The organism is Nonomuraea sp. CX421 (assembly GCF_059358955.1).
The window spans coordinates 19,911-32,334 of the sequence record NZ_JCADBK010000010.1 but is presented as its reverse complement, the minus strand read 5'-3'; the positions used below and the strand labels follow the sequence as shown (position 1 = coordinate 32,334).

General features: G+C 71.8%; 9 protein-coding genes. 3 read left to right on the top strand and 6 right to left on the bottom strand.

Features of this window, described 5'->3' with window-relative positions; genetic code table 11:
• Positions 1–1,398 (bottom strand): aldehyde dehydrogenase family protein, encoded by a 1,398-nt coding sequence (locus tag AC5L3X_RS19540; protein WP_494858851.1) that lies wholly within the window; start codon positions 1,396–1,398, stop codon positions 1–3.
• A 345-nt stretch (positions 1,399–1,743) separates the two neighbouring features.
• On the opposite strand from AC5L3X_RS19540, the gene AC5L3X_RS19535 reads away from it, so the two are divergent.
• Positions 1,744–3,321, top strand: a complete 1,578-nt coding sequence (locus AC5L3X_RS19535) for a hypothetical protein (RefSeq protein ID WP_494858577.1) — start codon at positions 1,744–1,746, stop codon at positions 3,319–3,321.
• Here AC5L3X_RS19535 and AC5L3X_RS19530 read toward each other — a convergent pair.
• Genes AC5L3X_RS19530 through AC5L3X_RS19520 form a run of 3 tightly spaced genes read right to left on the bottom strand, consistent with a single transcriptional unit; the run spans position 3,318 to position 5,801 of the window.
• Entirely contained in the window at positions 3,318–4,136 is an 819-nt protein-coding gene (locus tag AC5L3X_RS19530; protein ID WP_494858575.1) for a MerR family transcriptional regulator, read from the bottom strand. The genes AC5L3X_RS19535 and AC5L3X_RS19530 overlap by 4 nt on opposite strands.
• A 45-nt stretch (positions 4,137–4,181) precedes the next feature.
• The gene (locus AC5L3X_RS19525; protein ID WP_494858573.1) at positions 4,182–4,943 is read right to left on the bottom strand and encodes an ABC transporter permease; all 762 of its coding nucleotides are present in this window, start codon (positions 4,941–4,943) and stop codon (positions 4,182–4,184) included.
• Positions 4,944–4,952: 9 nt separating this feature from the next.
• Entirely contained in the window at positions 4,953–5,801 is an 849-nt protein-coding gene (locus tag AC5L3X_RS19520; protein ID WP_494858572.1) for an ABC transporter ATP-binding protein, read from the bottom strand.
• Between the two features lie 165 nt (positions 5,802–5,966).
• Here AC5L3X_RS19520 and AC5L3X_RS19515 point away from each other — a divergent pair, with 165 nt between their 5' ends.
• Positions 5,967–6,980: a hydroxyacid dehydrogenase gene (locus AC5L3X_RS19515; RefSeq protein ID WP_494858570.1), complete on the top strand. Its 1,014-nt coding sequence runs from the start codon at positions 5,967–5,969 to the stop codon at positions 6,978–6,980.
• A 113-nt stretch (positions 6,981–7,093) separates the two neighbouring features.
• The gene (locus tag AC5L3X_RS19510; RefSeq protein ID WP_494858568.1) at positions 7,094–9,487 is read left to right on the top strand and encodes a penicillin acylase family protein; all 2,394 of its coding nucleotides are present in this window, start codon (positions 7,094–7,096) and stop codon (positions 9,485–9,487) included.
• 52 nt (positions 9,488–9,539) lie between these two features.
• Here the strand turns inward: AC5L3X_RS19510 and AC5L3X_RS19505 are convergent, their stop codons facing one another.
• Both AC5L3X_RS19505 and AC5L3X_RS19500 read right to left on the bottom strand, forming a co-directional pair.
• On the bottom strand, positions 9,540–10,649 hold the full coding sequence (locus AC5L3X_RS19505; protein WP_494858567.1) for an ABC transporter ATP-binding protein: 1,110 nt from the start codon (positions 10,647–10,649) through the stop codon (positions 9,540–9,542).
• The gene (locus AC5L3X_RS19500) at positions 10,646–12,424 is read right to left on the bottom strand and encodes an ABC transporter permease (RefSeq protein ID WP_494858565.1); all 1,779 of its coding nucleotides are present in this window, start codon (positions 12,422–12,424) and stop codon (positions 10,646–10,648) included. Before AC5L3X_RS19500 ends, AC5L3X_RS19505 begins: the two co-directional genes overlap by 4 nt.

Below are 12,424 nucleotides of genomic sequence, written 5' to 3'. Positions count from 1 at the left end.
CTATTCCGGGGGCGACAGGTACACGGTCTTCTCACAGGTGTAGAAGTGGGTCAGCGCGGGTCCGGCCTGTTCCTTGAGCGGCTGCTCGATGCCGCCGAACGGGACGTTCATCGCCATGCCGGTGGTCGGCTGGTTGATCTTGACCAGGCCGGTGCGGCTCCTCCTGGCGAAGGCCAGCGCCCGGCCGAGGTCACGGGTGACGATCGCGGAGGCGAGGCCGTAGTCGGCGTCGTTGGCCAGCGCGAGCGCCTGCTCGAAGTCGGCGGCCCGCTGGAAGGCCAGCACCGGGCCGAAGATCTCCTCGCGGGCCAGGCGCATGCCGGGCTCCACTCCGGCGAAGACGGCCGGGGTGACGAAGTAGCCCTTGCCCGGCAGGCGCTGCCCGCCGGTGACCAGCTCGGCCCCCTCCTCCTGGCCGATCCGCACGTAGCCGAGGGTCTTGTCGAGCTGGAAGGCGGCGGCGAGCGGGCCGAGGTCGAGTCCCTGGGTGAGCTTGACGACCCGTTCCAGCAGCGGGTCGTGCGTCTCGGGCAGCGCGATGACCCTGCTGGTGCCCGTGCACGCCTGGCCGCTGAGGCCGAAGGCGCCCTTCACGATGATCCGCGCGGCCCGGTCCAGGTCGGCGTCGGGCAGCACCACGACGGGGTTCTTGCCGCCCATCTCCAGCTGGACGCGGCGGGGCGGGGCGGTCGCGGCGTGGATGGCGCGGCCGGTGGCGGTGGAGCCGGTGAAGGTGACGGCGCCGATCCGTCCCTCGGCGGCGACGGCCGCGCCGGCCTCGGCTCCGCCGTGCACGAGCGCCACGGCCCCGGCCGGCAGCCCGGCTTCCAGCAGGGCCTCCACCAGCCGCTGGGCGAGCAGCGGGGTGATCGGCGACGGCTTGAACACGACGCCGTTGCCGGCCGCGAGCGCGGGGCCGAGCTTGCGCGAGGGGATGTTCAGCGGGAAGTTCCACGGGGTGATCGCGCCGACCACGCCGACCGGCTCGTGCCAGGTGTAGACGAGGCCGCCGTCGTCGGCGGGGTGCGCGGCACCGGCGACGCGGTGCGCCTCGGCGGCGTAGTAGCGCAGGTTGAGCGGGGTTCGCGTGGTCTCCATCGCGGCCTCGGCCGGGCTCTTGCCCTCTTCCCTGGCCAGCTCGGCGGCGAGTTCCTCGCGGCGCGCCTCCAGCAGGTCGGCGGCGTCGCCGAGCACCCGCGCGCGGCGGTCCGGCGTGGTGGCCGCCCAGTGGAGGGCGGCCTCGGCGACCGCCTCGGCCGCGTCCCGGACGTCGGCCGCCGCCGACTCGGGGAACTCGCCGACGAGGTCGTCGGGGTCCGCCGGGTTCTCGCGGACGAAGGTCGCCCCGCTCCGGGCCGGCACCCACTGCCCGCCGATCAGGTTGAGCCCGCGATGCATGCCCACGCCCGCTCCTCCTTCGCCATCAGGTACGGCCCCGCCGCGGTCTCCGGGCTCCGGCCGGAGGCGGCCCGGTCCACCCGCACCGGACTCAGTGTTGGCGAGGCAGCCAGACCGTCGATATGGGATAAGTGCCGCACCTGCGGCGGAAAACATGGGCTATCTGCACATTTCCGAAATGTTGGCCTTGAACGCCACATCACCGGCAAGCTGCACAAACGATCATGTGTCTAATGTGCAGTTTTCTCATTGTCCGCGTTCAGGACACCGAGCAGATTCTGTGCATCTGCTTACCGCCAGGTACGCGATGCCGTACCGAACCCGAGTCTCCTGATGGGAGATGCGATGAACCTGGGCACCGCTCACTGGATCTATCTGGCCGGCATCATCGTGATCATCGCTGTCATGATCACGCGGAAGAACATCGTCATCCCGGCGGTGGCGGCCACCTTTCTCACCGCCTGGGCCTTCACCGGCGACCTGGTGAAAGGTCTGCAGTCGGTCTTCGGCGCCAGCCTGACCGCGGCGGCCGAGCTGTTCAACATCTTCCTCATCATCGCCCTGGTGACCGCGCTGCTCGGCGCGTTACGGGCGCTCGGGGCCGACCAGCGGATGATCGAGCCGTTCCGCACGGTCATGCGCAACGGGCACGCCTCGTTCTGGGTGATCGCCGGCGTGACGTACGTGATCAGCCTGTTCTTCTGGCCGACCCCGGCGGTGCCGCTGATCGGCGCCATCCTGCTGCCGGCGGCGATTCGCGCCGGGCTGCCGCCACTGGCGGCCGGCCTGTCGATGGCCGTCGCCGGTCAGGGCATGGCGCTGTCCAGCGACTACGTCATGCAGGTGGCCCCGGGCCTGTCGGCCAAGGCGGCCGGCGTGTCCACCACCGTGGTGGCCGACCGGTCCATGGTCCTGTCGCTGATCGTCGGCGGGATCGCCCTGGGGCTCGGCTATCTCATGGCGCGCAGGACGATCAGCGAGCCGAGCGTCGAGCACCTGGTGAGGTGGGAGGGCAAGGCCGAGGTCACCGCCCTGGCGGAGCCGGCCGCCGCCCAGGCCGTCCGGGACCTCGAGGCCGCCAAGGGAGTGCCCCGCCCGCCCGCCGGGCAGGCGACCCTCGTGACGGCGGCCGAACCTGCGGCGCGAAACGGAGGGACGGCGGTGGCCACGGCCGACGCCGGGCCGCCGTCCGGCGGCGGCTCCGGAACGTCGCGGGCGGGCCGGTCCAAGGCGTTCGCGATCATCGTGCCTCTCACGCTGGCCGCGCTCGTCGGCTACATGCTGCTGGGCAAGTTCACCGACCTGGTCCCCGAGACCATCGGCGGCGAGGCGGCGGCGCTGGTGGGCGGCGTGGTGGCGGTGCTGCTGCTGTTCGCCACGTTCGTCGGCGACGGCCGCCGGGCCCTGGAGACCTGCGCCGACCACGTGGTGGACGGCCTGGTGTTCGCGGTCAAGGCGATGGGCATCGTGCTGCCGATCGCGGGCTTCTTCTTCATCGGCAACGCCGACTTCGCCGGCCGCATCATGGGCCTGCCGGAGGGATCCCAGGCGCCCAACTTCCTGTTCGACCTGGTCAGCGGGGCCCAGCAGGGCATCCCGCAGAACGGCTTCCTGATGACGTTCGCGATCCTGATCGTGGGCATCATCACCGGCCTGGACGGCTCGGGCTTCTCGGGCCTGCCGCTGACCGGTTCGCTGTCCGGCGCGCTCGGCCCGGCCGTCGGGATGGACCCGGCGACGCTGGCCGCCGTGGGCCAGATGGGCGCCATCTGGTCCGGCGGCGGGGTGCTCGTCGCCTGGTCGTCGCTGATCGCGGTGGCCGGGTTCGCCCGGGTGCCGGTGCTGGACCTGGCCCGCAAGGCGTTCATCCCGGTGATGGCGGGGTTGTTCGTGGCGGCCGTCTTCGCGGTCGTCGTCTACTAGCCGGGTCGATGATCCGGCGCGGGCGCCGGTGCGGGTGACGCGTCCGCGGGCCGGCCGGGCGGCTGTGCCAGCCGCTCCGGCCGGGTCCAACCGGCCCAGCCACGCTCGCGCAGCAGGGCCAGCAGCCGCTCCGACCTCGGGTCGGCCTCGACGAGAAGGGCGTCGACCAGGTCGTACGCCAGATCGTCGGGCAGCAGCTCGCCGGAGGTGTGCGCCTGCTCGGCCAGGCCGGCCAGGATGTCGGCGATCTCCTCCAGACGCGGGTCGTCGCCCGTGCCGCTTTCCAGGAGCGCCGACCCGACCTGGTAGAGCCGAACGATGTGCGGGTCCTCCAGCTGCGCGAGTTTGCCGGGCATGATGTCGCGGACGTAGTCGGGCCAGCGGGCCGCGACCAGGATCCACCCGTCCCGCTCAGCCTCGACCATCCGCTCTGACGCGCCGATCTCCCGAAGCCGGTCCAGAAAGAAGGTCACCTCCGGCGGGAGCGCCAGACTGTCCCCGGCGGCGAGCCGCGCGATCTGCTCGCGGCTGGTCTCCAGCCGTTCGATCTCCTCGCGCAGGCGGCCGTCGATCCTCCGGACCGCTTCGGCGAAAGCCGGCGGATCGGCGTCGAGCATCTGACCGATCTGGGACAGCGGCACGCCGGCGCCGGCGAGGCTGCGGATCTTGATGAGGGACACGACCGCCGTCGCGCCGTATCGCCGGTAGCCCGAGGCATCCCGCTCCGGCTCGGGCAGGAGACCGATCTGGTGATAGTGCCGCACCGCCCGCACCGTGACACCCGCGTACGCCGCGAGTTGACCGATCGTCAGCATGCTCTGATTCTGCTCTCGACTCGCCCGGACCCGGTCGACGCCGGCTCAGGAGATCCTGCGCCGGTAGGTGAGGCCGGCGAAGAGGTAGGCCACGACGAGGACGCCGGCGCACCAGGCGAGGGCGGTCCAGACGTCGGCGCCGACCGGCCGCTGGGTGAGCAGGTCGCGGATGGCGTTGACGATGGAGGTCACCGGCTGGTGTTCGGCGAAGGCGCGCAGCGGGCCGGGCATGGTGTCGGTGGGGACGAAGGCCGAGCTGATGAACGGCAGGAAGATGAGCGGGTAGGAGAACGCGCTCGCGCCGTCCACGCTCTTCGCGGTGAGGCCGGGGATGACGGCGATCCAGGTCAAGGCCAGGGTGAACAGGATGAGGATGCCGGCGACCGCGAGCCAGGCCGGCACTCCGGCGCCCGAGCGGAAGCCGATGAGCAGGGCGGCGAGCACGACGAGCGCGAGCGAGATCAGGTTGGCGGCCAGTGAGGTCAGCACGTGCGCCCACATGACGGACGAGCGGGCGATCGGCATGGACTGGAATCTCTCGAAGATCCCGCCCTGCATGTCGGTGAAGAGGCGTAACGCGGTGTAGGCGATGCCCGAGGCGATCGTGATGACCAGGATGCCGGGCAGCAGGTAGTTCACGTACGAGACCGTCCCGGTGTCGATCGCGCCGCCGAACACGTAGACGAACAGCAGCAGCATGGCGATCGGCGTGATCGCGGTCGTGATGATGGTGTCCAAGCTGCGTGTGACGTGGCGCAGGGTCCGTCCGGTGAGGACGGCGGTGTCACCCAGGAAACGCGTGGCCATTGTCGTTCCTCACTTCTCGGTCGGCCGGACTTCGTGGTCTTGGCGGCCCCTGCCGGCGGCACCGTCCCTGTCGCCTTCGCCGGCATGGCCGACGACCGCGAAGAAGACGTCTTCGAGGGAGGGCTGCTTCTCGACGTACTCCGCCTTGGCGGGCGGCAGCAGCCGTCTGAGCTCGGCCAGGGTGCCGTTGACGATGATCCGGCCCTGGTGGAGGATCGCGATCCGGTCGGCGAGGTGTTCCGCCTCCTCCAGGTGCTGGGTGGTGAGCAGCACGGTCGTGCCGCCCTCGGCGAGCTCCTTGACGGCCCGCCACACCTCGACGCGCGCCTCGGGGTCCAGCCCGGCCGTCGGCTCGTCAAGGAAGATGACCGGTGGACTCCCGGCGAGACTCATCGCGAGGTCCAGACGGCGGCGCATGCCACCGGAGTACGTCGCCACCCTCCGGGCGCCCGCCTCGGTCAGCGAGAAGCGCCTCAGCAGGTCGTCCGCGACCACGCCAGGGTCCTCGACATGCCACAGTCTGGCGACCAGGACGAGGTTCTCCCGCCCGGTGAGGATCCCGTCGACCGCCGCGAACTGCCCGGTGAGACTGATGGACCCGCGTACGCCGGCGGCCTGCGTCACGACATCGAAGCCGTTCACGCGGGCGGTCCCCGCGTCGGCCCTGAGCAGCGTGGACAGGATCCTCACCACCGTGGTCTTGCCCGCCCCGTTCGAGCCGAGCAGGGCGAAGACGCTGCCCCGCGCCACCTCGAAGTCCACGCCGCGTAGCACTCGCAGCTCCTTGTACGCCTTCTCCAGGCCCCGCGCGTGGATCGCCGGCCCCTGAACCTGATCGGTTGTCGGAAGGATGCTCATGACGGCCAGCATGGGGGGTTGACGCAGCGTCATGGTCAAGCCCCGGCGCGGATTCGACGCGGCCACCCGAACGGAGGCCACGGCCGGCGACGGCGGTCCCGGGCAGGACGCCGAGAGTACGGTGGTCCCCGGAGTCCCCGCATTCGGCCCCAGGAGTTCATCGCGGTGAAGAACCGGCCCGAGGTGCTCGTCGTCATGGCGGGCGAGACGTACGAGCAGCTGTTCGACGAGCCTCGCCGGGACCGGCTCGCGCGGCTGGCGGCGGTGCGTGACCCGGTCCAGGTGGCCGAGCTCGACTCGGCGGCGGCGCGCGAGCGGCTGGCCGAGGCCGAGGTGCTCATCACCGGATGGGGCTGCCCGCCTCTGACAGTGGAGGTGCTGGCCCGCGCGCCGCGGCTGCGGGCGGTCCTGCACGCGGCCGGCAGCGTCAAGGGGCACGTCACGTCCGCCTGCTGGGACCGGGGCCTCGTCGTGACGTCGGCGGCGGCGGCCAACGCGATCCCCGTCGCCGAATACACGCTGGCGGCCGTGCTGATGGCCGGCAAGCGCGCCCACCGCTTCGCCGCGCTCTACACCGGCCACCCGGGCGTCTGGGGGCCGTGGCGCGACTCGCCGCCGAACCCGTCCAACTACCGGCGCACCGTCGGCATCGTCGGCCTGTCCCGCGTGGGCAGGAGGGTCGCCGAGCTGCTCCGCCCGTTCGACGTCCGCGTGCTCGCCACCGATCCGTACGCCTCGGCCGCCGACGCGTCGGCTCTGGGCGTCACGCTGGTGGGGCTGGAGACGCTGCTCGGCGGCAGTGACACGGTCACCCTGCACGCTCCGGAGCTGCCGGAGACGCGCCATCTGCTGGACGGCGGGCGGCTGGCCCTGCTGCCGGACGGCGCGACCGTGATCAACACCGCCCGCGGCAGCCTGGTCGACACCGCCGCGCTGACCGCCGAGTGCGTCGCCGGGCGGCTGGACGCGGTCCTCGACGTCACCGACCCGGAGCCGCTGCCCGCCGGCTCGCCGCTGTACACGCTGCCCAACGTCGTGCTGACCCCGCACATCGCGGGCGCGATGGGCACCGAGACGCACCGGCTGGCCGACGCCGCGCTCGACGAGCTGGAGAGCTTCGCCGGGGGGCTCCCGCAGCGGCACCCGGTCGGCGGCGGCGACCTGACGCGCATCGCCTGACGGCGCCCGCGCCCCGGGCCGGCCACCGGCTGTGGCCGATCAGCCCAACCACCGGCGGCCCGTTGGGCTGATTCGACGATGCACCGCCGGGGGCGCGGACGGACACTCGCGGCATGATCAGACGCCTGTTAGGCGCGCTGGCCCTGGTGGCGGTGGGCGTGGTGGCACCCGCCTCGACCGCCCAGGCCACGGGCTACACCGCGACCATCCGCTACACCGAGTACGGCGTGCCGCACATCACGGCCACCGGCTACGGCGACGCCGGCTTCGGCCAGGGCTACGCCATGGCCAAGGACAACCTCTGCACCCTCGCCAACGGGTACGTGACCGTGCGCGGCGAGCGGTCGCTGTTCTTCGGCCCCGACGGCGACGCGTCCGGCGTGAACTCCGAGCCGCTGCGCGTGCCCGCCTCCAACGTCTACTCCACGGCGAGCAAGAACATCGACAGTGACGTCTTCTTCCGCGGCCTGTTCGCCACCGGGAAGCTGGAGGAACTGCTCGCCAAGCCGTACCCGCTGGGCCCCAGGGCCGAGGTGCTGGAGATCATCCGGGGCTACGTCGCCGGCTACAACAAGCTGCTCTCGCAGGGTGGCGTCACGGACGCGCGGTGCGCCGGCAAGCCGTGGCTGCGGCCGATCACCGAGAACGACGCCTGGAAGTTCGTCTACGCGCGGCTCATGTACGGCGGCCTCGGCCAGTCGGCGGCGGGCATCGCGCGGGCCGACGCGGCACGCGGCACCTCGACCGAGGAGACGACCGAGCAGGAGGCCGTCGCCGCCGCCCAGAAGATGGTCTCCGAGCGGCAACTCGGCAGTAACGCGGTCGCCGCCGGCTCCGCCCTGTCGGCGAACGGCCGCGGCCTGCTGCTGGGCAACCCGCACTTCCCCTGGCACGACGGCCTGCGCTTCTGGCAGTCGCACCTGACCATCCCCGGCACGCTCGACGTGTCGGGCGGCTCGCTGCTCGGCCTGCCGGGCGTTCAGATCGGCTACACCTCCGGCGTGGCCTGGAGCCACACGGTGAGCGCGGCCTACCCGTTCGTCGTCCACGACCTCAAGACCGTGCCCGGCTCGCCCACCTCCTACCTGGTCGACGGGCGGATCGAGCAGATGACCAGCCGGTCCTTCGCGGTGCCCGTGCTGGGCGGCGGCACCGTGACCCGCAGGCTCTGGTACAGCCGCTACGGGCCGGTCACCACCCAGGTGGGGCCGCTGCCGCTGCCGTGGGGCGCGATGCTGGCGTTCTCCGTCGCCGACGCCAACATCGACAACCTGCGGGCGGTCAACGCGTGGTTCGACATGGACCACGCGCGGAGCACGGCCGACATCGACCGGGCCCTGCGCGCCAACCAGGGCATCCCGTGGGTGAACACGATCGCGGCCGACTCGGCGGGCAACGCCTACTTCGCCGACATCCAGGTCGTGCCGAACGTCTCCGACGCCAAGGCCGCCGACTGTCTCACGGTGCTGGGGCAGGCCGTGGCCAACTACTACCTGACCATCCTGGACGGCACGCGCTCCTCGTGCGTGCCGGGCGACGACCCGGACGCCCTGGTGCCGGGCACGTTCGGCCCGGCCAACCAGCCGTCGAAGACGGTCCGGACGTACGTGCAGAATTCCAACGACAGCCCGTGGCTGGTCAACCACCACGCCTCCGACTGGTTCACCACCCTGCCCCGGGCCATGGTGAAGACGAACATCGCGCAGGACCTGCGCACCAGGTACGGGCTGACGGCGATCCCGGCCCTGGGCGCCTCGCTGACCCGGGCGTCGATGGAGGGGCTGGTCTTCTCCAACCGGTCGCACGCCGCCACCCTGGCCCTCGCCGACACGGTCGCGATGTGCCGCAGCATGCCGCTGGGCTTCGCCCCGTCCGACGTCGGCCCGATCGCGGTGGGCGACTCCTGCGACGTGCTGGCGAACTGGGACGGGCGCAACGACGTCAACAGCCGCGGGGCACTGTTGTTCCAGCGCTTCTGGGAGCGGGCCACGCTCGGCGCGACCCTCGTGGAGCAGGCCACGAAGAACCCGTGGAAGAACCCGTTCACGGCCACCGACCCGATCGGCACCCCCAACGGCATGGCGGCGGCGGCCGGGCACCGCATCGACTTCGGCAACGCCCTGCGGGACCTGGCGTCGGCCGGGATCGCGTACAACGCCAGGTTCGGCGACCACCACTACGCCACGCGCAACGGCACCCGGATCCCGATCCACGGCGGCGGCTCGACCGGCGGCATCTACAACGTGAACATCGCCCAGTGGGACCCGGCCAAGGGCTACACCGAGATGCTGCACGGCTCCAGCTACGTCCAGGCGGTGTCGTTCGACGGCGACGCCTGCCCTGACGTGCGCGGATTCCTGACGTACTCACAGTCGGAGAACCCGAACTCGCCGCACTACGCGGACCAGACCGTGGAGTTCTCCGCCAAGCGCTGGATCACGCAGCGCTTCTGCGAGGCCGACATCCTGGCCTCACCGGCCCTCACGACCGTGACCGTCACCGGCTGACCCGGCCGGGGGCCGGAGGCGGGCCACCTCCGGCCCCTTGCGGCACGGCTGGTCAGTCCTTGTTGAGGACGTACGCCCGCGCCGGGTCGATGGTGACCGTGACATGGGTGCCCTCGGCGAGCAGGCGCCGCGGCTCCGGGCCGGGCACCGTCACCGCGAGCGTCCCGGCGTTCGTCTCCACCTCGTAGTCGACGCTGTGACCGTGGAAGGTGGAGCGCAGCACCGAGCCGACGCCGCCCTCGGGCGCGGCGGCCAGCGAGAGGGTCTCCGGCCGCAGCATGAGGTACGCGGCGCCGTTGGCGCGCACGTCCGGGTGGGCCGCGACCGTCATCTCCCGGCCCAGGGCGCTGATCACCGTGCCGTCCGCGTCCATCCGCTCCGGGACGACCTCGATGAAGTTGGCCCGGCCGATGAAGTCCGCGACGAACACCGTCGCCGGGCGGAAGTAGATGTCGGCGGGGGCGGCCGCCTGCTCGATCCGGCCCTTGTTCATCACCACCACCCGGTCGGACATGGTCATCGCCTCGTCCTGGTCGTGCGTGACGTACAGGCTGGTGATGCCGAGCCGGCGCTGGATGCGGCGGATCTCGGCGCGCATGGCGCCGCGCAGCTTGGCGTCGAGGTTGGACAGCGGCTCGTCGAAGAGCAGCACCTTGGGCTGGACGACGAGCGCGCGGGCCAGCGCGACGCGCTGCTGCTGGCCGCCGGACAGCTCGTGCGGGCTGCGGTTCTCCAGGCCGAGCAGGTTCATGCTGGTGAGCGCGATCTTGATGGCGGCCTCGGTCTCGTCCTTGCCGCGCCGCTGGGTACGCAGGCCGTAGGCGATGTTCTCGCTCACGGTGAGGTGCGGGAACAGGGCGTAGCTCTGGAACACCATGGCCATCGGGCGGCGTTGCGCCGGCATCGCGTCGATCACGTCGCCGTCGAGCCGGACGTGTCCGCTGGTGGCCTCCTCCAGCCCGGCCACGATGCGCAGGGTGGTGGTCTTGCCGCAGCCGGACGGGCCGAGCAGGGTGATGAACTCGCCGGGCGCGACGTCGAGCGTGACCGCGTCGACGGCGACGACGGGCGCCGCGCCGCGGCTCTCGAACCTCTTGGTCAGCCTGTCCAGATGGAGGCGGCCGGCGTTCTCGGAATCGGTGGTGACGCGCGTGGCGGTCAACGTCTGTGCCTTTCGGTGGAGCCGGCGACCCGGTGAAGTGTGGCGTTCCGTCCGACCAGCAGCCGGATGACCCCGAAGCCCGCGAGCACGATGGCGGTCAGCACCGTGCAGTAGGCGAACGCCACGCCGTACCGGCCGGTGCTCGCGGCGCTGAGGATCTGCGAGGTGATGATGCGGGTGCCCGGGGTGACCAGCAGGATGATCGTGGAGATCGAGGTCATGCACCGGGCGAAGCTGTAGCTGAGGCCGGTGAGCAGGGCGGGGCGGATCAGCGGCAGGGTGACCTTGCGGAACGTGCGCAGCGGCCCGGCGCCGAGGTCGGTGGACGCCTCCTCCAGGCTCGGATGCAGCTGGGACAGCGCCGCCGTGCCGGTGCGCAGCCCGGCGGGGACCGAGCGGACGATGTACGCCAGCACGATGGCGATCGACCCGCCGGCGATCGCGCTGCCGCCGACCAGGCCGGGCAGCACCAGGAGGTCTCCGACGTACCGGTCGGGCCGGTAGGCGAGCAGGTAGCCGATGCCGAGCACGGTGCCCGGCACGGCCACGCCGAGCGTGCCGGCGAAGTCGAGCCAGCCTCCGGCGCGCGGCAGGTGCCGGACCGCGAGCCAGGCGATGACCAGGCCGAACACGCTGGCGATGGGGGTGGCGACGATGGCCAGCGTGGCCGTGTCCGCGATCGCCTCCCGGCCGACGCCGAGCAGCACCTCGTGCAGGTGGGCGAAGGTGAGCGTGTAGTCCACGCCGAACACCCGGGTGACGCCGCCGGCGATGACGGTGCCGTACAGGGCCACGATGACCAGCGCCACGAGCACGGCCAGAGCGTAGACGGGCCAGCGGACCCAGCCGGTGATCAGATGCACGCTGCCCGAGGGCTTGCCGGTGATGGTGGTGCGGACCTTGCGGCTCAGCCAGTAGCGCTGCGCCAGGAAGACGCCGATGGACGGCACCAGCAGGATCAGGCTGTAGACCGAGGCGCTGGTGGTGTCGTACTCGCCGGTGATGGCCAGGTAGGCGCGGCTGGCCAGCACCGTGTAGTCGCCGCCGACCACGAGCGGGTTGGCCAGGTCGGCGATGGCCTCGACGAACAACAGCAGGAACGGCGCGGCGAGACCGGGCGCCAGCAGCGGCAGCATCACGGTGCGGAAGATCCGCCAGCGGGACGCGCCCAGGGTCATGGCGGCCTCCTCCATCGCCGGATCCAGGCCGCGCATCATGCCGAGCAGGCCCAGGTAGGCCACCGGGAACAGGGACAGCGCCAGCACGAACACCAGGCCGTCCAGCCCGTAGATGTCGTATTCCAGGCCGAGCAGCTCGTGGGTGATCAGTCCCCGCCGTCCGAACAGCACGATGGTGGCGGTGGCCACCGCGAACGGCGGGCTGATCACCGGCACGAGCGCGACCAGGTGCAGCACCCGCTTGCCCGGCACGTCCAGCCGGGTCTGCACGAAGGCGAACAGGAAGCCGATCGCGGTGCCGGCCAGCCCGACCAGCAGGCCGAGGACGAGGGTGTTCCACAGGATGCGCAGATCCACCGCCGAGGTGAAGAACTCGGCGTAGCGCGGTATCGCCTCCGCCGAGAACGCCGACGCCAGCACCGCGCCGATGGGGAGGACGGTGCCGATGGTGACGAGCGCGACGCAGGCGGCGATCGCCAGCAGCACGCTCAGTTCGCGGCGCCGGCGGCGGGGCCGGCGTCCCGGTCCGGGCGGGCCGGGCGGGCCGGTGGCGCCGGTGAGCGGCGGCGGATCGGAGGAGTGGGTCAGGGTGGTCAT

Coding starts and splice junctions, on each gene's coding strand:
- AC5L3X_RS19530 (WP_494858575.1), bottom strand. CDS start 4,136: ATGCTGACGATCGGTCAACTCGCGGCGTACGCGGGTGTCACGGTGCGG.
- AC5L3X_RS19535 (WP_494858577.1), top strand. CDS start 1,744: ATGAACCTGGGCACCGCTCACTGGATCTATCTGGCCGGCATCATCGTG.
- AC5L3X_RS19510 (WP_494858568.1), top strand. CDS start 7,094: ATGATCAGACGCCTGTTAGGCGCGCTGGCCCTGGTGGCGGTGGGCGTG.
- AC5L3X_RS19540 (WP_494858851.1), bottom strand. CDS start 1,398: ATGCATCGCGGGCTCAACCTGATCGGCGGGCAGTGGGTGCCGGCCCGG.
- AC5L3X_RS19525 (WP_494858573.1), bottom strand. CDS start 4,943: ATGGCCACGCGTTTCCTGGGTGACACCGCCGTCCTCACCGGACGGACC.
- AC5L3X_RS19520 (WP_494858572.1), bottom strand. CDS start 5,801: ATGAGCATCCTTCCGACAACCGATCAGGTTCAGGGGCCGGCGATCCAC.
- AC5L3X_RS19500 (WP_494858565.1), bottom strand. CDS start 12,424: ATGACCACCCTGACCCACTCCTCCGATCCGCCGCCGCTCACCGGCGCC.